The sequence below is a fragment of the Bacillota bacterium genome, from assembly GCA_036504675.1.
GTDB lineage: Bacteria > Bacillota > Sulfobacillia > JAJYWN01 > JAJZPE01 > DASXUT01.
In genome coordinates this window covers 16,539-37,376 of record DASXUT010000149.1, presented here as the reverse complement: position 1 = coordinate 37,376, position 20,838 = coordinate 16,539, and the positions used below count along the sequence as shown (strand labels likewise).

At 66.9% G+C, this 20,838-nt stretch carries 16 protein-coding genes; 13 read left to right on the top strand and 3 right to left on the bottom strand.

What is annotated here, in order from left to right:
• Nucleotides 1-42: 42 nt before the first annotated feature.
• A complete protein-coding gene (locus tag VGL40_11245; protein ID HEY3315835.1) occupies nt 43-2,829 on the top strand; it encodes a hypothetical protein in 2,787 nt (928 codons plus the stop codon).
• A 109-nt stretch (nt 2,830-2,938) separates the two neighbouring features.
• On the opposite strand, the gene VGL40_11240 is transcribed toward VGL40_11245, so the two are convergent.
• From VGL40_11240 to VGL40_11230, 3 genes are all read right to left on the bottom strand, one after another.
• A complete protein-coding gene (locus tag VGL40_11240; GenBank protein HEY3315834.1) occupies nt 2,939-3,721 on the bottom strand; it encodes a polysaccharide deacetylase family protein in 783 nt (260 codons plus the stop codon).
• Between the two features lie 120 nt (nt 3,722-3,841).
• Entirely contained in the window at nt 3,842-5,107 is a 1,266-nt protein-coding gene (locus VGL40_11235; GenBank protein HEY3315833.1) for a ribonuclease H-like domain-containing protein, read from the bottom strand.
• Complete coding sequence (locus VGL40_11230) at nt 5,091-7,370, bottom strand: DEAD/DEAH box helicase (protein HEY3315832.1); 2,280 nt, start codon at nt 7,368-7,370, stop codon at nt 5,091-5,093. The genes VGL40_11235 and VGL40_11230 overlap by 17 nt, the downstream gene beginning before the upstream one ends.
• 166 nt (nt 7,371-7,536) lie before the next feature.
• On the opposite strand from VGL40_11230, the gene bshB1 reads away from it, so the two are divergent.
• The 12 genes from bshB1 (at nt 7,537) to VGL40_11170 (ending at nt 20,812) form a co-directional block, all read left to right on the top strand.
• Nucleotides 7,537-8,250 carry a bacillithiol biosynthesis deacetylase BshB1 gene (gene bshB1 / locus VGL40_11225; protein HEY3315831.1) on the top strand — a complete coding sequence of 238 codons (714 nt, stop codon included), beginning with the start codon at nt 7,537-7,539 and terminating at the stop codon, nt 8,248-8,250.
• Between the two features lie 13 nt (nt 8,251-8,263).
• Nucleotides 8,264-9,406: an N-acetyl-alpha-D-glucosaminyl L-malate synthase BshA gene (gene bshA / locus VGL40_11220; GenBank protein ID HEY3315830.1), complete on the top strand. Its 1,143-nt coding sequence runs from the start codon at nt 8,264-8,266 to the stop codon at nt 9,404-9,406.
• Nucleotides 9,407-9,464: 58 nt separating this feature from the next.
• Nucleotides 9,465-10,844, top strand: a complete 1,380-nt coding sequence (gene rimO, locus VGL40_11215; GenBank protein ID HEY3315829.1) for a 30S ribosomal protein S12 methylthiotransferase RimO — start codon at nt 9,465-9,467, stop codon at nt 10,842-10,844.
• 334 nt (nt 10,845-11,178) lie between these two features.
• The gene (locus tag VGL40_11210; GenBank protein HEY3315828.1) at nt 11,179-11,736 is read left to right on the top strand and encodes a hypothetical protein; all 558 of its coding nucleotides are present in this window, start codon (nt 11,179-11,181) and stop codon (nt 11,734-11,736) included.
• Nucleotides 11,733-13,229, top strand: coding sequence for an AAA family ATPase (locus tag VGL40_11205; protein HEY3315827.1), 1,497 nt, complete (start codon nt 11,733-11,735; stop codon nt 13,227-13,229). The genes VGL40_11210 and VGL40_11205 overlap by 4 nt, the downstream gene beginning before the upstream one ends.
• Before the next feature lie 159 nt (nt 13,230-13,388).
• A complete protein-coding gene (locus tag VGL40_11200; GenBank protein ID HEY3315826.1) occupies nt 13,389-14,687 on the top strand; it encodes a competence/damage-inducible protein A in 1,299 nt (432 codons plus the stop codon).
• A gap of 114 nt (nt 14,688-14,801) precedes the next feature.
• Nucleotides 14,802-15,386: an RNA 2',3'-cyclic phosphodiesterase gene (gene thpR, locus VGL40_11195; GenBank protein HEY3315825.1), complete on the top strand. Its 585-nt coding sequence runs from the start codon at nt 14,802-14,804 to the stop codon at nt 15,384-15,386.
• A 141-nt stretch (nt 15,387-15,527) separates the two neighbouring features.
• Nucleotides 15,528-16,556, top strand: coding sequence for a recombinase RecA (gene recA, locus VGL40_11190; protein HEY3315824.1), 1,029 nt, complete (start codon nt 15,528-15,530; stop codon nt 16,554-16,556).
• A gap of 14 nt (nt 16,557-16,570) precedes the next feature.
• Nucleotides 16,571-17,248 carry a regulatory protein RecX gene (locus VGL40_11185; GenBank protein ID HEY3315823.1) on the top strand — a complete coding sequence of 226 codons (678 nt, stop codon included), beginning with the start codon at nt 16,571-16,573 and terminating at the stop codon, nt 17,246-17,248.
• A 387-nt stretch (nt 17,249-17,635) separates the two neighbouring features.
• Entirely contained in the window at nt 17,636-19,177 is a 1,542-nt protein-coding gene (gene rny, locus VGL40_11180; protein ID HEY3315822.1) for a ribonuclease Y, read from the top strand.
• A 221-nt stretch (nt 19,178-19,398) separates the two neighbouring features.
• Entirely contained in the window at nt 19,399-19,914 is a 516-nt protein-coding gene (locus VGL40_11175) for a hypothetical protein (protein HEY3315821.1), read from the top strand.
• A gap of 112 nt (nt 19,915-20,026) precedes the next feature.
• Nucleotides 20,027-20,812 (top strand): TIGR00282 family metallophosphoesterase, encoded by a 786-nt coding sequence (locus VGL40_11170; protein HEY3315820.1) that lies wholly within the window; start codon nt 20,027-20,029, stop codon nt 20,810-20,812.
• The last annotated feature ends 26 nt before the right edge of the window (nt 20,813-20,838 follow it).

Genomic DNA, 20,838 nt, shown 5'->3' with positions numbered 1-20,838 from the left:
CGCCCGGGCCGGCGGGAATAGGGGTCGTCGGGGGTGTCGCTCTTGCCTGTTTCGCTGACTGAATTGACTTTCGACCTGGCCAACAAAGACGGTCCCTCCCTGGAGGAGACCGTCCTTCACCTTCTGCAGCGCGGGGTGGCCGGTTTCCGGGCCGTCGTGCGTGGGGCCGATGACCCGGCCGCCGGTGGGCGGGTCAGGGCGGCCGTCACCAAGGCCTCGGACCGGGTCATTGAGGCGGTCGCCGAAGCCCCGCTCAAGGCCCGCCAAGCGGCGGTGGCCGGTGAAGTCCTGGCCCTGGTCGATCCGGCGGCCTTGGAGCGCAAGGGGGTCGAACTCCTCGGCCGGGGCTGCTCGGACTTGGTCCGGGTGATGGCCGGGGTCATGGCGACCAGGCACCTGCGGCCGGCCGCCGCGAGGCGCCTGGAGGCCACCTTGGCCCTGGCCGATGGGCGCCTGACTGAGGCCCTGCGTTGTCTTGAACTGATCGGAGACAAGCCCTCCCCGACCGACCTCGGCTTCAGGGCCCTGCTGCTGGCTGAGGCGGGACATCTCGGCGAGGCCGCGGTCGACCTTTCATCGGCCATCGCCGGGATGGGAGGAGGCCCCGGCCCAGGGGCCGTGGAAGAGGCGGTATCGGCCATCCTCGAACTCGCCCCGCCGGGTGACCCGGACGGCGCCGCCGCCGCCGCCATCGACCGGCTACTGGAAGGACGGCGACCGCTGGTCCTGAGCCTTCTGGCCCGGGGGGCCGACGAGCGCTTGTCGGAAGCCCGCCGGGAGGGCTTGCGGGCGATGGAGGCCGTACGACGGGCTCTCAGCGGCCTGGACCAGCGGACTGCCGCCGCCTGCACGGCCCTCCGGGGGAAGTCCGATGGGTCGGCCCCGGATGAGATAGACTTGGCCGGAGTGGCGACCGCCGCCAAGGACGCGGCTCTGATGGCCACCGCTCTGGGCCCGGACCTCTTGCCCTGTCGGCCGCCGGCCGTCGGCCGGTTGGACCTTAGGGCTCTCATTGAACAGGTCTTGGCCGAAACGACCGATCCGGGGGGGCCCCGGCTGGCGACGGCCGAGCCCGAGGTAATCTTGACCCCTGGTGACCCCATCGCCGCCCGAGGCGATCCGGCGTTGACAGCCCCCGCCCTTGCCCTCATCCTCCGCGATTTGTCCCAGGCTCTGCCGGGGGACGGCGAAAGTGCGGCCGGGCGGGTCACCGTCGCCGGGGTTGAGGCTCCACCATCGCCTGGGCTTGGCCCGTGGCCAGCCTCTCTGGTCTTCACCGGCGGCCCGGAGGAGGAGTTCCACCCGTCCTTGACCGGTCCCGGCGGCGGGCGACCGGTCGGACCGGCCCGCCTGTTCTCCGCAGCCAGAGCCGCTTTTGAGGCTCAAGGAGGCGGGGTCATCTGGCGATTGGAGGAAGGCGCGGAGGGGGGCCCGGGACGATGGTCCCTCTGGGCGTGGCTGCCCGCGGCCGCCCCGCCACAGGGCGGGGGTGCGACCGGCGGGTTCGGGACGGCGGCGCATGACCCGGTCCGCGAAACCGGTCTGGTCGCGCCCTTGGTGGAGGGGTCGGGCGGGAACGCTCCGGCCTCGTCCTTCCTTGCCTCGCTGCACCTGGCCGTGAGGGCCGCAGCGGGGGGAATCCCCGCCGAGCTGGCGGGCCTGGCCGAAGAGGTCCGGCTGCGGGCCGGACGGACGATGACCCGGTTGACGACATCGGCTGAAGAGGCCCGCCGTGGCAGCCTCCGGTCCGACCGCCTGGCCGAGATGACCGGTTTGGCCGAGAGAGCCCATTGGGAGATCAGGGGCCTGCGGACCCTGATGGGTTTCTGCGGGCCCGCCGCGCCGAGCCACGATGAGTTGAACGCGGTCATCAATCAGGCCATCCACCTCAGCCGACCCGGGCTGATCCGGGGGGACCAGGTCACTTTCCTGCCCGGCACCGGGCTGCCCAAGCTCAGCCTGGACCGGGAACGACTGACTACCGCCCTGGTCGGCCTGATCCTGGAGGCCGCCGGTCCGGGGGACGCCGATGGCGAGGTCAGGGTGACCACCGCCCACCGGGCTGGAGAGGCGCTGGTCAGGTTGAGCCTCGCCGGTCCCGGCCGGCCCAGCCCGACCGGGCTGGCCAGGGCCCTGGCCGAAGTGGTCGCGGGCGAGCACGGCGGGACGCTTCGCGTTGCGGCTGGAGCCGACAGGTCGGCTGGCTCCGGTGGGTCCGAGGTGACCATCGATTTCGTCGTCAGTGAGACCGATCGCCGGTTGGCCAGCTCCTTCCCTGAGTATCTGAGGCTCGGGGGAGAGGCCCGTCGGGCGGTCAAGACGGCCGAAGCGATGGCCGATGGGCAGGCCGGGGGTGACCCAGGGCTGCGGCCGTTCCTTTGGCGGAAGGCCGTCGAACTCGAACTGGCGGTCCGGGTCAGGCCGCGGTTGCAGCGCCACCAGTTCCTGGCCAAGGCGCTCGACGCGGTGGAGCACGGCAAGCCTCGTCTGAGCCGGGCGGGGGAGGCCCGCCTCGACCGCCTGGTGGCGGCCTTTCCGGGGCAGGAACCGCCGGCCCTTCGAGCCCGACTTCTATCAGTCGTCGAGGCGATCAGCGGTGACCGCCTCGAGAGGGTTCTCGGCGACCTCCGCTCCTTAGCTGTCCTGCTGGTGGGGTTCGCCACGGACGGCGGGGAGGCGGCCGTCCAGGGGTTCGCCGCCGGGGCCGGGGTAGACGACCCGGTCGGGCTGGCTCGGATCCTATACGCCCTCGGCGGGGCGGCGGCCGAAGACCAGGCGGTGATCGAACTCTCCCGGGCGGTATTATCCGCCCTGGTCAGAGGGACTTGAGGCCGGCCGGGGAAGCCGACCTGATGGGCCGATGGTGGAGGGAACGCAAGGCGCCGGGCTTCGCCCGGCGCCGATTTTGTCTGCCGTCATCAGGCTCTGACGCGGTAGTTCACTTCTTCGACAGGATGACCAGTTCGTCGAGGGTCAGGAGGGTGAAACCGCGATCCCTGAGACCCTGGATGATGGCCGGCAAGGCCAGATGGGTCTGCTTGCAGGTATCGCTGGCGTGGAGGAGGACCACGTCGCCGTTGTGGGCCCGGTCCAGGACCCGCTTAACGATGGCGTCGACGCCGGGGTTCTTCCAATCGAGAGAGTCCGTGCCCCAGGTGATGACGGTGTAACCGCCCGCGGCTGCCGTCTGGATGACGATGTCGCTGTAGTCTCCATTCGGTGGCCGGATATACTTGGCCTTGACCCCGGCCACCTGGGAGATGGCCTGGTCGGAGAGGCGGATCTCCTCGGCGATCCGCTCCGCCGGGTACTGGCTCAGGTTGACGTGGGCGTGGCCGTGACTTTCAATCTGATGGCCATCGGCCTTGATCTGCTGGACGAAGGCCGGCTGACGGTTGACCCACGGGCCCGACAGGAAGAAGGTGGCCTTGACCCCATAGCCTCGGAGCACATCCAGGATCAGTGGCGGGGTCTTGTCGCCCCAGCTGATGTCGAAGGTCAGGGCCAGAGCCTTCTGGGTGGTGTCAACCTGACGCATCGGCTGGAGTCGCCCGCTGACCGGCACATCCTTTTCGTTCTCGGCCGTCTGCAGCCCCCCGCCGAGGGCCAGCCGGTTCCCGGACACGCCGATGCCGATGGCCCCGGCGACGAGAACCAGGACGACCGCCACGACCAGGACGAGGCGGGTCGGTAAGGGTCGCTTGATGGTCACGAAGAGCACGTCTCGTCCCCCCTTAATCGTCAGGAAATAAATATTCCCGCCGGGGCGGGATATGCGGGGGTGTGGTCGTTATTGGGTTCGCTAAAGGGATGGCGTCAACGGCGGGCCTCTTGAGCCCGATCAACCAGAGCGGCGGGAGCGCTTTCCCTCCAACCGCCGCAGGCGGTGGCGGAGAGCCACATATTCAGGATCATCGTCGGGGGCGGACCGCGGCCCGGCGGCCCTTGACCGGAGAGACAGACGAGCCAGCCCCTCCCGGACGGCCTCGATCGCCCGGTCATAGTCGCGGACCTGGTGCTCGTAGTACTTGGCCAGCTCGATGTGGGGATAGACGGTCCAACCGGTCTCGGCGACCAGCGTGAGCCAGATATCCACGGCCCGTCCCCTCTGACCGACCCGCTTGTAGAGGCAGGCCAGTCGGCGGGCCGCCCGTTCCCGGGTGGCCTCCGGCAGCGGGCCGGCCAAAGCCATCTCGTAGCAGGCCAGGCTTTCCTCCGTCCGGCCCAGCCGTTCGAGGAGGCGGGCCAGGCTGAAACGATCGGCGGGGTCGTCGACCGCTCCGCCCAGAGGGTCGGCCACCAGCCGGGCCGCCTTGATGGTCAAAGCCAATAGCGACAAGAGGTCGTGCCGGTTGTGGGTGAAGACCGGTTCGACGATGCGGGCATCGCCGGTGCGCAGGTAATCGAAGTAGAGGAGGGGGATCAGTTCGCCGGGGACGTCATTTTCCCGGGCGAAGCCGAGGATGCCTTGCTCGAGGCTGGCCAAGCTGCAACTGGCCAGCCGCTCCCGCCAGAGGCGGGCGGAGGCGTGGCGCAAGTCGAGGTGGGCGGCATCCGGTAGGCGGGGGCGGCGACGGGCCAGGATGTAGCGGTTCTCGAGGAGGGGAAGGTCAAAGGCCTTACCGTTAAAGGTGACCAGCGAGTCAAAGCGCTTGAGGTGGTCTTCGACCGCGGCTAGGAAGGCCGGCTCCTCGTTGAAGTCGCGAAGGAAGAACTGCCTGACGAGCAAGTCCTCACCCTCGAAGCAAGCGAGCCCGACGAGGAAGACGTAGGTGCCCGCGCCGAGGCCGAGACCGGTCGTCTCGGTGTCCAGGAAGACCGACCGGCTCAGGTCTAGGCCGACCAGCCCGGCGTCCAGGCCGAGGTCGGCCAGGAGCCGGCCGGGGACGGTCCTGGCCTCGCCGAGGGATACGCCGCCGTGCTCGCCGTCGGCACCGTACCGGGTTTCGGCGACGTAGGCTGGGCCGTAGGCGGTGTCCACCGAAGTGCCGGCGACGACCCGCTCGATGCCGTGCTTGACGCGACGTGGTTGGTCGCTGAGGCCGGCCGTTCCCAGGCGGACCTGGCCGGTCGCCACCAGTTCGCCTAGCTTATCCTTGAGCTGCAAGTGGTCTTAAGGCCTCCCGGAGCAGCTTGACCGCGGCTTCCTTGCCTTTCAGGCCGACCTCGTCGGCCGGCCCGACGCAGCCCGGACAACCGCCTTCGCAGTGGCAGCCGGTGATGAGGTCGAGGGCCGCGCGGAGGAAGAGGGGACCGATGCCTTGAAGTTTCTCGGCCAACCCGATCCCACCCGGGTACCGGTCGTAAAGGTAGACCGTAGGCAGGCCGGTGAAGGGTGACTTGACCTCGGCGACGACCTGGATGTCCCGCGGGTCGCAGAGGAGGAAGAGCGGGGCCACGTTGACGAGGACGTTGGCCAGCCCGGCGAGGCCGTTCTGAAGGGGTTCGGGACCGAGTCCCGCGGCGACCTCCTCGGGGATTTCGAACCAGCAGGCCGCCGTGTGCATCTGTTCCTCGGGCAGATGGATCCGACCGGAGCCGATGTTCTCGTGGGTGAAGAGCTTGATCTTCTTGAACATGGTGGCCATCGCCGCCACCAGAACCTCACCGTAGCTCACCGGGAAGACGAGGTCGCGGCGGGACTTGAAGACGTCCAGGACCTGGAGGCGGACAGCCAGGTTGGCGTCGGTGTAGTAGTCCACGTCGACCTTGCGGACGAAGGCTTTCTTCTCCTCGTAGTCCAGCCGGTCGACGTGGTACTGCTGCCCTTCGTGGATGTAGATGGCCTCGTCGTGGATGAGCATGGGCGCCGAGACCCGGTCGACCTCACCGATCACCCTGGTTTGGCCGTCGGTGGTGTCGATAATCACGAAGTTCTCGGAGGAGGCCGAGCGGAGACTGATCTCCTCGGCCGGGAAATCCTCGGCCATCCAGTGGTAACGGCCGTCGACCCGGCGGAGGACCTTCTGCTCAGTCAGGAAGTCGAGGATCTGGCCGGTCGACTCGACGGCAAAGTCCTCGCCCGCTTCGAAGGGGAGCTCGAAGGCGGCGCACTTGAGGTGGGACAAGAGGATCAGGAGGTTGTCCGGATTCATCAGGCCGCTCTCGGGGGCTTGCCCGAAGAAGAAGTCGGGGTGGTTCATAAGGTACTGGTCGAGCGGGTTGGAACTGCCGACGAGGATGGCCACCGAGGTCCCCGAACGCCGGCCGGCCCGCCCGGCCTGCTGCCAGGCGCTCGAGACGCTGCCCGGATAACCGACCATGACGCAGGCATCCAGGCGCCCGATGTCGATCCCCAGTTCCAGGGCGTTGGTGGCGACCACCCCGAGGACGGTGCCATCCCGCAGGCCGCGCTCGATCTCCCGCCGCTGGAGGGGGAGATAGCCTCCCCGGTATCCGCGGACCTTCTCGGTCAGGCCTGGGTAGCGGGCCAGCCCCTCGCGGAGGTAGGTCAGGAGGAGTTCGGTCGAGACCCGGCTGCGGGAGAAGACGATCGTCTGAACGTCGTTCTTGAGGAAGTTCACCGCCAGCTTCTGAGCCTCCAGAGCGGAGCTGCGTCTGATCCCGAGCTCGCGATTGACCACCGGTGGGTTGTAGAGGATGAAGTCCTTCCGGCCGGCCGGGGCCCCATTGTCGTCAACCAACTCGAGGTCGGCCCCGGTTAGTCGCTCGGCCAGGTCGACCGGGTTGGCGATGGTCGCGGAGGCGCAGATGAACTGGGGGTCGGAACCGTAGAAGCGGCAGATTCGGCGAAGGCGCCGGATGACGTTGGCGACGTGGCTTCCGAACACCCCCCGATAGTGATGGACCTCGTCGACGACCACGAAGCGCAGGTTCTCGAAGAGCTTGACCCACCTGGTGTGGTGGGGGAGGATGCCGGTATGGAGCATGTCCGGGTTGGTAACGACGACGTGTCCGGCCGTCCGGATGGCTTTCCGGGCCGTGGTCGGAGTGTCCCCGTCGTAGGTGAAGGTCTTGATGTCTTCCCCGAGGTCGGTGATGAGTTCGTGAAGCTCGTTCATCTGATCCTGGGAGAGGGCCTTGGTCGGGAAGAGATAGAGGGCGCGGGCGTTCGGGTCCTTGAGGATGGCGTCAAGGACCGGGAGGTTGTAGCACATCGTCTTGCCGGAGGCGGTCGGAGTGACGACGACGACGCTCTTGCCGGCGTGGACGGTGTCCAGGGCCGAGCCTTGATGGGTGTACAGACGCTCGATGCCCCGGTTCCTCAGCACGCCGGCGAGGCGCGGCGAGAGCCAGCCGGGGAAATCGGCGTAACGGGCCGGCTTGGCCGGCAGCGAACGCCACTCGGCCACGCAGGACCGGAAGGCCGGTGATGCCCGCATTTCCTCGAGGACTTGATCGAGCTTCATGACGTCGCTTCCAAACCCCCTCGGCTCTGATTCTAGCACGAACGTACGTTCCGGTCCACCCCCCGCGCGGCTGGCCCGAGGGCGGCAAATGGTGTACAATGGGGCATGTACGAGAAGGACAAAAGAGACGGGCGGCCCCGTCGGCCGTCCTGGGGGAGCGTAGGCAATGGCGCGAATCCTGGCCGTCGGGGCCCATCCTGACGACGTGGAGATCGGCATGGGCGGGACGGTGGCGGCCCACGCGGCGGCCGGTCATCGGGTGACCATCCTCGACTTGACCCGCGGCGAGCGGTCGACCAACGGGACCGCCGCCGAGAGGGCGGCGGAGGCCATCGAGGCCGCCGGCGTCCTCGGTGCCGGCCGGGACAACCTTGGTCTTGCCGACCTGGGCTTCAGCGTCGACGAGGAGACCGTGGGGGCGCTCGTCCAGGTCATCCGAACGGTGAGGCCGGCGGTCGTCTGCGGGCCCTACTGGGAGGACCGCCACCCGGACCACGTCCGGTGCAGCCGGCTGGTGACCGAGGCTTGCTTCGCCGCCGGGGTGGGCAAGTTCGCCCCCGGCCTCGAATCATTCCGCCCGAGCCTGGTGGCTTACTACTTCATCAACACCGAAGCCGTTCCCTCTTTCGTCATCGACGTCAGTGCCTACTACGAGAGGAAACTGGCGGCCCTGGCGGCTCATCACACGCAGTTCGCCCGGACGTCCGAGGAGACTACCGGGACGCCCCTCAACGACCCCGACTTCCTGGCCTTCGTTCAGAGCCGGGACCGGCTGTTCGGCTCCAAGACCGGGGTCGGCTTCGCCGAAGGCTTCGTCAGGCGCGGGCTGAACCGGGTCGGTAGCCTCCTGGAACTGGTCCCCGGGGCGGTCCCGGAGTAAGGAGGGCGGTCTAATGCGGGTCGGGATCACCTGCTTCCCCTCATACGGAGGGAGCGGGGTGGTGGCCACCGAGCTCGGGCGCGAGTTGGCCCGGCGCGGGCACGTGGTCCATATCATCAGCTACGATCAGCCCTTCCGGCTTCGGGAGTTCTCGCCGAACATCCTCTACCATCAGGTCGAGGTGCCTTCGTACCCGCTCTTCAAACATCCGCCGTACCTGCTCTCCCTGGCCAACAAGATGGCCGAGGTGGCCGTCTACGGCGAGCTCGACCTCCTCCACGTGCACTACGCCATCCCCCATGCGGCCAGCGCCTATCTGGCCCGTCAGATGCTCGCCTCGCGGGACGGGGGGCGGGCCAGGCGGTTGAAGTTCATCACCACCCTCCACGGGACCGACATCACCCTGGTCGGTTCGGAGCCTTCCTACGCCGAGATGGTCGCCTTCACCATCAATGAGTCGGATGGGGTGACGGCGGTCTCGGAGGCCCTGCGCCAGGAGACGCTGCGGACCTTCCAGGTGACCAGAGAGATCGTGACCGTCCACAACTTCATCGACCCCGGCGTCTATCGCCCGGAGCCGGACCGCGGCAAGCGACGCTGCTTCGCCGCCGATGACGAGAAGATCGTCCTCCACGTGTCGAACTTCCGCCCGGTCAAGCGGGTCGACGCCGTGGTTCAGGTCTTCGCCCAGTTGGCGGCGGCGGTCAGAGCCCGGCTGCTGATGGTCGGCGACGGCCCCGACCTTCCGGTGGCCCGCCAGGAGGCTGAGCGGCTGGGGGTCGGTGACCGCGTTTGCTTCCTTGGGCAGCAGGACGAAGTGGCCGGGTTATTCTCCCTGGCCGACCTGTTCCTCCTGCCGTCGGCCACGGAGAGCTTCGGGCTGTCGGCCCTCGAGGCGATGGCCTGCGGCGTGCCGGTGATCGCCTCGAGGGTCGGCGGCCTGCCGGAGGTGGTCGGCGATCGGGCGGCGGGGTTCCTCTACCCGCCCGACCGCCTCGACCGCATGGCCAACCAGGCGATCGCCCTGTTGACCAACGACGCCCTGCACGGCAAGGTCAGTCGGGCGGCCCGTCGCCGGGCGGCCGAGCGGTTCAGCGCCGACCGGCTCGTCGCCGAGTACGAGGCCTACTATCGGCTGGTCCTGGACCAGCCTTGAGGGCTGGGCGCTGCCCGCCGAAACGTCACAACCCATCGACGGTGATGACCCTTTGAAAGTGGCCCTGGTTTCCCTGGGGTGTCCGAAGAACAGGATTGATAGCGAATACGTCCTCGGCGCGCTGGGTCAGGCGGGCTGGACGATCACCGATGACCCGGGTGAGGCCGACGTGACCATCGTCAACACCTGCGGCTTCATCGGGCCGGCTAAGGAGGAGTCGATCCGGGCCATCCTCGACGCGGCCGCCCTCAAGCGGGGGCATCCTGAGCGGCGCCTGGTGGTCCTCGGCTGCCTGTCTCAGCGCTACGCGGATGAGTTGAAGAAGGAAATCCCGGAGATCGATGCCCTGGCCGGCACGGAGGCCCATGGGAGCATCGTCGGTCTGCTTGAAGCGTTGACCGGTGAGGACCGACCGGCGGAGAGGAGCCGTCCCGAGGGCGGCCGGGACTCGGCCGCCACCGCCGGCACGGATGAGGCGCCGAGGCTTCTGACCACCGGGCCGCACACCGCCTACCTCAAGATCGCTGAAGGCTGCGACCACCGCTGCGCCTTCTGCGTCATCCCCTCGATCCGTGGCCCGTTTCGGAGCCGCCGTCCGGAGGCCATCCTTCGGGAAGCGCGACAGCTCATCGGGATGGGGGTCAAGGAACTGATCCTCGTGGCTCAGGACGCCACGGCCTATGGCCGGGACCTCGAACCGAAGTCAGACTTGCCCTCCTTGCTCGGTCGCCTTGATGAAGGGCCCGGGCCCGCCTGGATCCGGCTCCTCTACCTTCATCCCGGGCGGGTCGACCCGGCCCTGGTCGAGGCGGTGGCCCGCTCGCGGCGGGTCTGCCGGTATTTTGACCTGCCCATGCAGCATGCCTCAGACCGGGTCCTATGGGCGATGGGGCGCGGGGAGACCGGCGCCGGTCTGCGCCGGACGATCGCCATGATCCGCCACCATCTTCCCGGGGCCTACCTGCGCGGTTCCTTCATCCTCGGCTTCCCCGGTGAGACCGCGGAGGACGTGGAGGAACTCATCGACTTCCTCCGCGAAGTCGGGCTGGACCACGCCGGCTTCTTCGCTTTTTCACCCGAGGAGGGGACGAGGGCGGCCGAGTTCTCTGACCAGGTCGACGAGGAGGTCAAGGCGGCCAGAGTCAAGCGGGTCGCCCGGGTCCAAAAAGCCATCGCTCGGGCCAAGAACGAGGCCCGGGTGGGCTCGACTCTCGAGGTGCTGATCGACCGGCGGAGCGGCGGGGCCTACCCGCTCGTTGGGCGGGGGGAGAAGGATGCTCCGGACATCGACGGGATGATCTTCCTTAGCCGGGCGGAGCGCACGGTGGGCGGGTCCGGTGGGCCGGAGCCGAGGCCGGGAGACTTGGTCAGGGCCAGGATCACTGCCGCCGCCGGGGCCTATGACCTCCATGGGGCGATCATCGGGGTGGCCGAGTAGCTTCGGCGCGATCCAGGCTTGGGCCCGGGCTCGCGGATCGTATGATTATGTAGTTTATAGCGACGGTTTTCGTCCCTCCCTGAGCGTCCGACGATGGCAATGGTCGGACGCTTTGGTTAATCCTTGGGGTCGTCGATGTGGACTCTTTGTGCTATACTACTTATGTCAACGCCGCGAAGGGCCGTCGGGACGGGCTTTTTGCTGCCCGCCGGTGGACATTGCGGGGCGCGTGATTCGGGCCAGTAAGCGCGCGACTTCGGCGCTTGATTGAGCCAGGCCACGCTCGGCCTTGGCTCCCAATGCCTCGCGGCCCGGCGAAAAGGGGGCAAGAGCCTTGAACTTCAAGAACCTGCGCTGGTCAGTGGCCGTGGCAAGCCTCCTCGGGATGCTCGCCCTCCTTTTTGGCGGCTACTTCGCCTATCTTCATTTGGGACTCAACCGCCCGATGGTCCAGGCCCTCAAGGCCGAACCCGGAGTGCAATCGGTGAGCATCTCCGATGAAGGTTCAATCAGCCACATCGAGGTCGCCCTAAGCCCGGTCAAGGACCTCGAGACGACCTATGATCACCTGACGGCAGCCGCCGAGCGATACGTCAAACCGGGTCGCTATGAACTGACCATCGCCGACCATCGTGACCAGTACCTCGAGGATACTTACTACCGGATGCAGTTCCTGGTCCAAGAAGCCTTGATGCGGGGCAACTTTGAGGAGATGTACGGCGGTCTTCAGAGCCAGGCCGGCCAACGTAGCTTGGATGACTTCCGGGTCTACGTTGGGGAGCGCCACATCTTCCTGCAATTGAGCAAGGGTTCGAGCTACCTTTATGCGGTCGTCCCGCGGGCTGAGGGGACGTCGCCGATGACCACGGCAGCGGGGGGGGTCGGTTCTTGAGCAAGGAGGTCGGCCTGGGTACGGCCGCGGCATTCTTGATCTTCCTGACCTACATCGGCTTCAACATCCTGCCCGTCATCTTCCTTGTCGCTCTGGCCTATGTGGTCCTTCAGAGCGGCGGCCTTCGGGGCGCGCAACGCCGGTTCGTCGCCGTCGGGGCCCCGTCGACCGCCGTACCGGTGACTTTCGGCGACATCGGTGGCCAACCGACGGCCAAGAAGGAGCTCCTCGAGGCCCTTGATTTCATCGTCCACCGCGAATTGATCAGCAAGATGGGAATCCGACCGCTCAAGGGGATCCTCCTGACCGGCCCGCCGGGCACCGGCAAGACCCTCCTGGCCAAGGCGGCGGCCAATTACACCGACTCAGTCTTCCTTTCATCGTCGGGCTCCGAGTTCATCGAGGTCTATGCGGGCGTCGGGGCGCAACGCATCCGCCAGCTGTTCACCCAGGCCCGGGAGACGGCCGCAAAGGAGAAGAAGGACAGCGCGATCATCTTCATCGATGAGATCGAGGTCCTCGGCGGCAAGCGTGGCCAACACACCAGCCACCTCGAGTACGATCAGACGCTGAACCAGCTCCTCGTCGAGATGGACGGCTTGACCTCCGACGAACTGCCGCGCATCCTCCTGATCGGGGCGACCAACCGCTTCGACCTTCTGGACCAAGCCCTCCTTCGGCCCGGCCGGATCGACCGGATTGTCAACGTCGACCTTCCCGACCGGGAGGGTCGCCTCCAGATCCTGGCCCTGCATATCCGGAACAAGCCGATGGATGCCTCGGTCGATCTGGATCGGCTGGCCAAGGAGACTTTTGGCTTCTCGGGGGCCCACCTCGAGAGCCTGGCCAACGAAGCGGCCATCCTCGCCCTGCGGGAGAAGTCCGAATGGATTCAGCAGCGCCACCTGGAAGAGGCCGTCGACAAGGTGATCATGGGCGAGAAACTCGAACGGCGCCCGACCGGCGAAGAACGCCGCCGGGTGGCTTATCACGAGGCGGGCCACGCGATCATGGCCGAAGTCGTCCGGCCGGGCTCGGTCTCGACGATCAGCATCACCTCCCGCGGCGGAAGCCTTGGACACGTCCGCCACACGCCGGAGGACGACTTCTACCTGTCCACTCGGGAGTACCTCGAGGGGCAGATCCAGGTGGCCCTGGCCGGCGCGGTGGCCGAGGAAATCGCCTTCGGCAGCCGCAGTACCGGGGCGATGAACGACTTCCAGCAGGCCGTGGAACAGGCCCGCCGGATCATCCGGGCCGGTCTATCGGACCTTGGGATCGTCTCGCCGGAGACCCTCCCCGAGCGCACCGAGCACCGCGAGATCGGCGCCCTGCTCAGAGCACAGGAAGGGGCGGTCAGGGAGTTCCTTGGCGGCCGCCGCGAAGCCCTGGAGAAAGTGGCGTCGATCGTCCTTGACCGGGAGACGCTAAGTGGTGACGAGGTGCGGCGGGTCGTCGAAGAAGGGCGGACGGCCTCGCCGGCCGCCGACTGAGCCGGAGCGACCCCTGACCGTCTCGATGCTTATCGAAGGACCGCGGGCTTGCCAGCCAGCGGTCCTTCTTCATCATTGGCAGGCTACGGGTGAAGGTTTTGACCCGCCCCCGCCGAATATGGCGGGGGACATCATCGGTTCGAAAGGACGGCGAAGCGCTTGCCGACGGTCGAGATCATCGCCGTGGGGACTGAACTCCTCCTGGGCCAGATCCTCAATACGCACGGCCAGTTCCTCGGGCGGGAACTGGCCGCCCTCGGAATGGACGTCTTCTACCAGACATCGGTGGGGGACAACAGGCCGCGGGTGATCCAGGCCATCGCCCGGGCCTGGGAGCGGTCGGACATAGTCATCCTCACCGGTGGCCTCGGCCCGACCGATGACGACTTGACCAAGGAGTCACTGGCCGGCTTCCTCGGCCTCGAATTGGTCCAAGACGAGGGCTCGCGGCGTTCCCTCGAGGAATTCTTCGCCCGCCGGGCGCGGCGGATGACCCCCAACAACCTCAAGCAGGCACTCGTGCCCAAGGGCGGAAAGGCCCTGCCGAACCCGAACGGGACGGCTCCGGGGATCCTCCTGGAGACCGGAGGCAAGGCGGCCATCCTCCTTCCGGGGCCGCCATCCGAACTGATCCCCATGTTCCAGGACCAGGTGCGGCCGTACCTCATCGAGCGGTGGGGCGCCGGCGGTCAGGTCATCTTGTCGCGCGTCCTCCGCCTCGCCGGCATCGGCGAATCCGACGCCGAGACGCGGGTCAAAGACATCCTCGACCGGCAACGTAACCCGACCATCGCCCCACTGGCCTCGGGCGGCGAAGTGACCTTCCGGCTGACGGCCAAGGCCGCCGACCAGGTCACCGCCGCCTCGCTCCTGGACGCCAGCGAGGCCGAGATGCGGGGGAGAGTCGGCGAGTACATCTACGGTGCCGACCGCCAGAGCATCAACGAGGTCGTCGGGGACATTCTCACTCGGAGCGGGCTGACCCTGGCCGTGGCCGAGTCATGCACGGGCGGGTTGATCGGCCACCAGCTGACTCAGCGGCCGGGGAGCTCCGACTACTTCATGCTGGGGGTCACGGCCTACTCCAACCCGAGCAAGGTCAAAGCCCTGGGGGTCCCGGAGGCGACCATTCGATGCTTCGGGGCCGTCAGCGAAGAGACGGCGCTGGCCATGGCCGAGGGCGTGCGCCGCGCCGGCGGAACCGACCTGGGCCTGTCGACTACGGGCATCGCCGGGCCGGGCGGCGGGACGGCCGAGAAACCGGTCGGCCTGGTCTACGGAGCCCTCGTCTGGCCCGGCGGCCGGGAAGTGCGCCGCTGGGAGTTCATCGGCACGCGGCCGATCGTCAAGGACCGGGCCGCCTTCGCCTCCCTGACGATGCTCTGGAGCCGCCTCGGAGCGCTCGGGCGGGCTGCGGCCGAGCCCGGCGCGACCGCCCCGAAAGGCCGGCCGGATTAGCAAAGGCCCAGCGAAGGAGAACATAGCCCGGCCGTCGAAGGAGCAAGTGGAGAGGCGTGGGACCCGCTCAGCACCGGGATCCAACCGCCCCAGCCGACGGGGGGAGACCCGGCAATGAACCCAGTCGAAGAGTGGCGCCTGTTCGTCGCCATCAGTCTGCCCGACGAGGTCGGCCGGGCGGTGGCCCCGATCATCGACGAACTGCGACGGACCAAGGCCGACGTGAAATGGGTCCAGCCCGAGAACCTCCATCTGACCTTGAAGTTTCTGGGCGAGGTGCCGGTCGGCAAGGCCGAGCGGATCGCCGAGGCCTTGCGGGCCGTGCCCGAACGGGAACCTTTTCGGCTCGCGCTCCGGGGGATCGACGCTTTCCCCAGCCCCGCGAGTCCTCGGGTGGTCTGGATCGGGCTGGCCGACGGGGTGCCGGATTTCATCTCCCTGGCGCACGACGTCGACGGGGCCCTGGTCAAGCTGGGGTTCCTGAGAGAGAAGAAGCCCGTGTCCCCCCACCTGACCCTGGGACGAGTCCGCAGCCCGATGAACGGAGAGGCTCTGCGGGCGGCCATCGGACGCCTGACCGCGGTGGAAGCCGGAGGGTTCTTGGCCGGCGAGGCCCGGCTCTATCGAAGCGAACTGCGGCCGTCAGGGCCGGTCTACTCGGTCGTTGCCAACCTGCCCTTCCGGCGATTGGAGCCCTGAACGGCTCGACGCGGTCAGACCACAAGTCCCCGGGTTCCCTCTTGTCGGCAAGCTTTCGACATGCTATACTCTAAAAGGTAGATATTTCCAGTAAGCGCCGCCCGCGCCCGGCCGTCGGCCGGAGGAGGTCAAAGAAGGTCGATGGACAAGCAGAAAGCCCTCGATGCCGCCCTGGCCCAGATCGAGAAGCAGTTTGGCAAGGGCTCCATCATGAAGCTTGGTGAGGCAGCCACCAGGGTGCCCGTCGAGGTCATCCCGACGGGGGCCCTGTCGCTTGATGTCGCGCTGGGGGTCGGCGGCATCCCCCGGGGACGGGTGGTCGAGATCTACGGACCGGAGGCCTCGGGCAAAACCACGGTCGCCCTGCACATCGTGGCTGAGGCCCAGAAGACCGGGGGCGTGGCCGCCTTCATCGACGCCGAGCACGCCCTCGACCCTTTGTACGCCAAGCACATCGGGGTCGATGTGGAGAACTTGCTGATCTCCCAGCCGGACACGGGCGAGCAGGCCCTCGAGATCGCTGAGGCCCTCGTCCGGTCGGGCGCCGTCGACGTCGTCGTTGTCGACTCGGTGGCCGCCCTCGTGCCGCGGGCCGAGATCGAGGGGGAGATGGGCGACACCCATGTCGGGTTGCAGGCCCGCTTGATGTCGCAGGCCTTGAGGAAGCTCACTGGGGCCATCTCCAAGTCGAGAACCACGGCCATCTTCATCAACCAGATCCGCGAGAAGGTCGGGGTCATGTTCGGCAACCCCGAGGTCACGCCGGGCGGCCGGGCCCTGAAGTTTTATGCCTCCATCCGGTTGGAAGTGCGCAAGGTCGAGACCCTCAAGCAGGGCAACGAGATCATCGGGATGCGGGCCCGGACCAAAGTGGTCAAGAACAAGGTCGCCCCCCCGTTCAAGCAGGCCGAGTTCGACCTTATCTTCGGGCTCGGGATTTCCCGTGAGGGCAGCATCGTCGATATGGCCACCGAACTCGGGATCATCGTCAAGAGCGGGGCATGGTACTCCTATGGGGAGACCAGGCTCGGCCAGGGACGCGAGAATACCCGGGACTACCTGAAGCAAAACCCGGCCCTCTGCGCCGAAGTCGAGAGCAAGGTCCGCGAAGGGTTGACCCGCGGGGCGTTGAAGGCCGTCGCGGCCGCCAGCGACGACGATTCCGAGTAGCCGGGGCCGGCAAGATGGCCATCATCACCGCCATCGAGGTCGACCGCTTTCACCGCGGGAGAGTCAGGGTCTCCGTCGACGGCCGGCCGACCCTGTCCCTGCATCGCCGGTCGCTAAAGTCGCTCGGCCTGCGCGAGGGGCAAGTCGTCGACCAAACCGACCTGTCCGTTCAGGCTTTGGAGGCTGAGAAGGTGACCGCCCACGCGGGGGCCCTTGACTTCCTAGCCAGACAGGGATACAGCGCCCGGGAGCTGAGCCGTCGATTGGCCGGCCGCGGTTTCGGGGAAGAGGTCGTGCAGGGGGAGATCGCGCGGCTCAAGAGGGCCGGGCTGGTGGACGACGAGCGGCTGGCCAAGGATTATGTCGACCACCGGCTATCGACTCGGCCCGCGGGTCGCCGCCTGCTGCGGGCCGAGCTGACCCGCCGCGGCGTTGGCCGCCAGGCCGTGGAAAAGGCCGTTGCCCGGGCCCCGGCCGGGGGGTCCGCCGACGAGCTGACCCTGGCCAGGGAGAGCGCCCGGGCCCGGTTGGCCGGGCGGGCGGCGCGGATCGCCAACGCGGACTCGAAGACCGTCATGAAGCTGCGCAAACAACTGCTGGACTACCTCTTGCGTCGGGGGTTCAGCTTCGAGACGGCCGAGAAGGTGGTCCGAGAGGCCATCTCCGACAGGGAGACTGGGGAAGGGGAGTGACCGCTCTCGGCTTTGGACCATGATTTGCAGGCGATTTGGGTTTTTGCAGATTAATTGACGGAAAACTTGCAACTTGACATAGACTTGGGAAAAGCTTAAAATCAAGTGGGACAGGCTGACGAGCGTTAGCACCACTTTTATATAGATTTTCGCGGCGTTGAGTGGCCGGAACGGGGATGAGGTCCGTTGTACGCCGGCAGACACAAAGCCGGGATGCTTTCTATGACTGGCCGGCCGGTCAGCTGACCGGCACGCCTGGTGGTGGACGTTCATCAAAGCCGAGCTCGTCGGCTTTTTTGGTTTTTCGGGCTCCCAGCAGAGACACGTAACACCGACGTGAAATCGAGAGACATCAAGAAAACCGTGTGAAGAGGAGGTGGACCTGCAATCGCCCCATTGTACACAGCAATTATCGCTCTGGCCGCCGGCCTTGTCGGTTTCGGCGGCGGCTACCTGATCCGTAAGTTTCTGGCGGAGGCGCGGATCGCTTCGGCCGAGGAAGCCGCCAGGAAGATCATTGATGAGGCCCGCAAGGATGCCGAGGGCAAGCGTCGCGAGGCCGTCCTCGAAGCCAAGGAGGACGTCCATCGACTGCGGACGGAGTTGGAACGAGAGGTCCGCGAGCGGCGGGCGGAGTTGCAGCGTTCGGAGAGAAGACTGGTCCAGAAGGAGGAAGTCCTGGACCGCAAGGTGGAGTCCCTGGAGAAGAAAGAGGAGAATCTCCACCGCAAGGAAGAAGAGCTCGATCAGATCCGTGAAGCCATCAACGAACTGCATCGCAAGGAGATTGCCGAGCTGGAGAGGGTATCCGGGCTGACCTCACAGGAAGCCAAGCAGCTCCTGCTGGCCACGGTGGAAGAGGAGATTCGCCACGACATGGCGATACTAATCAAGGAAGTCGAGACCAAAGCCAAGGAGGAAGCCGACAAGCGGGCACGGGACATCATCTCCCTGGCCATCCAACGGTGCGCGGCCGACCACGTCGCTGAAAGCACCGTCTCGGTGGTGGCCCTCCCCAACGACGAGATGAAGGGTCGGATCATCGGCCGCGAAGGTCGCAACATCAGGACCCTTGAGACGCTTACGGGCATCGACCTGATCATCGATGATACTCCAGAAGCGGTCATCCTGTCCGGGTTCGACCCGGTGCGCCGGGAGGTTGCCCGGGTGGCCCTGGAAAAACTCATCGCCGACGGGCGGATCCACCCGGCCCGGATCGAAGAGATGGTCGAGAAGGCTCAGAAAGAAGTGGACGCAAAGATCCGCGAGGAGGGCGAGGCGGCGACCTTCGAGGCCGGCGTCCACGGACTCCACCCGGAGATTGTCAGACTGCTCGGCCGGCTGAAGTTCCGGACGAGCTACGGGCAGAACGTCCTGAAGCATTCCCTCGAGGTCGCCTATCTGGCCGGGGCGATGGCCGCCGAGCTGGGGGCCGACGTTCAGGTGGCGAAGCGGGCCGGTCTCATCCACGACCTGGGCAAGGCGGTCGATCATGAGATCGAGGGCACCCATGTGGCCATCGGCGTCGATCTGGCCAAGAAGTTCCGGGAATCGAACGAGGTCGTCCACGCCATCGCCGCCCACCATGGCGACGTAGAGCCCAAGTCCATCGAAGCGGTGCTGGTCCAAGCGGCCGACGCCGTCTCCGCGGCCCGGCCGGGGGCCCGGCGGGAGACCCTTGAGGCCTACATCAAGCGCCTCGAGAAGCTCGAGGAGATAGCCGATTCCTTCGACGGAGTCGACAAGGCTTACGCCATCCAGGCGGGGCGCGAGGTCCGAATCATGGTCAAACCGGAGAAGATTGACGACCTGGCCGCAATCCGGCTGGCTCGGGAGATCACCAAGAAGGTCGAGAGTGAACTGGAGTACCCCGGCCAGATCAAGGTGACCGTGATCCGGGAGACCCGGGCGGTCGAATACGCGAAGTAGAAGAGTTCGCTGGGCTGATCGGTGAAAGCCGGGCTGTACGAAAACCGGCCCCGGGCGCGGGAAGCGCCCGGGGCTTCTCTTTCTCCGGCGGTCGGTTGATTCTCCCTGCTAGCGAGGGCCGAATTTGGGTCCGGAAGGGGAGGAATTGCTTTGGGACCGCCGAATTGTAGCCTGGAAAGAGGGCAGGTCCGGCCAGATGGCCCGGGGTGGGAGGCGAACCGATGTCAGGCTCATACCGTGAGAACGACCGCGGGAATAGTGTCAGTCTGCTCATATCGATGCTGGTACGTTATCCGGAATTGGCGACGATCAACTTCGATCCCCGGGGGCAGACCCTGAAGTTCACCTTCCTTCTCACCAAGGTCCTGTCGGAGGAGGAGTTCTCGGCCTTCCAGCATCGCCTGACCGACAGCTTAGCCGCCTATGGCTGGCTTGAGAACCTCGAGATGAGCAAGAGCGAGGTCAGCCTGTCTCGCTTCGGCGGAGTCAGCGTGGTCGAAGTCACCAGGGACGTGCGCTCTCTCAGTCAGGGCGAGATTGCCTTGACCATCGAGTTGATCAGGGGGTCCTTCGCGACCATCCTCGTCGTCGATCGGGGCGAGACCTTCCAGGAGGAGGATCTGGCGGCCCAGGAGGAACTCATCGAGGAGATGCTTGATGACCTGAGGGAGGCCCGCTCGGAGAAGAACCTGATCGCCTTTCGTGAGGAAGGGCGGGTCCTGGTCTTCAACAAGTGAGGGTAGGACGACACCCCGGCGCCCACGGGCGCCGGCCGAGCCTCGCCGAGCGGCGGGGCCTTTTTGTGCCACCGGGCCCGTCGGGTATACTACCTTGTCCGGGGGGTGCGTCATGAGGATCCTGTTCATCGGGGATGTCATAGGGCGGCCGGGGCGGGAGGCATTGGCCGGGCTCCTGCCGGTCATCAAGGAGCGAGAGGGCCCCGACCTGGTCCTGGCTAACGGCGAGAACGTGGCCGGGGGAAAGGGAATCACTCAGGAAACGGCCGAGGAGCTCTTCGAAGCCGGGGTCGACGGGATCACCCTCGGCAATCATGCCTGGGCCAAGCGTGAGGTCTATGACTACCTCGGACTGGAGTCACGGGTGGTCCGACCGTTCAACTACCCGGGCCAGGCTCCCGGCCACGGCACCGGGGTCGTTCAGGCGGCCGACGGTCGGGAGGTCACCCTCGTGAACCTGTGTGGCCGCGTCTTCCTGGAAGTCTACGTCGACTGCCCCTTCCGCGCCGCCTCGCGGGCCCTCGAAGAGGTCTCCGGGCGGTCGCCGTTCCTGATTGTCGATTTCCACGCCGAGGCCACCTCGGAGAAAGCGGCCATGGCCCACTACCTTGACGGTCGGGTGTCGGCGGTGATCGGTACCCATACCCACGTCCAGACGGCCGACGAACGGATCTTGCCGAAAGGCACGGCCTTCATCACTGATGTCGGGATGACCGGGCCCCGGCATTCGATCATCGGCGTCGACCGGGACCAGGCCCTGGAACGTTTCCTGACCCAGCTTCCGACGCGTCTCGATGTGGCCAGACCGCCGTCGAGGCTGGAAGCGGTGGTCGTCGACCTCGACGACCAGACCGGCCGAGCCACCGGGATCAGGCGCCTCCAGGAAGACGAGGGGTGATCCGCTGCGTTCTGACTGACTTTCGG